Origin of the sequence: Photobacterium sp. S4TG1, assembly GCF_036040035.1 — a bacterium.
GTDB lineage: Bacteria > Pseudomonadota > Gammaproteobacteria > Enterobacterales > Vibrionaceae > Photobacterium.
Genome location: NZ_JAYXUH010000064.1, coordinates 1 through 288 on the forward strand (window position 1 = coordinate 1; position 288 = coordinate 288).

General features: G+C 41.3%; 1 tRNA gene. It reads left to right on the plus strand.

The features are described 5' to 3' along the window. Positions 1-78 precede the first annotated feature (78 nt). Positions 79-163, plus strand: a tRNA-Leu gene (locus VXS03_RS20180). The last annotated feature ends 125 nt before the right edge of the window (positions 164-288 follow it).

The following is a 288-nucleotide window of genomic DNA, read 5'->3' on the forward strand; positions in this document are numbered from 1 at the left end:
ATTCTTCAACTAAGTATTTACCTATACTTAATTTGAAAAATACAATCAGAGACAACAGTTATTTATAACTGACAATATGCGGAAGTGGCGGAATTGGTAGACGCACTAGATTTAGGTTCTAGCGCCGCAAGGTGTGAGAGTTCAAGTCTCTCCTTCCGCACCATTCTCTCTGGTTTAAAAGTCTTGTTACTACCCAACAAGCAACGGTTACTTGAAAAAGTAAACCTGTAGGTCTATCGCCAAGCGGTAAGGCAACGGCTTTTGATGCCGTCATTCCCTGGTTCGAAT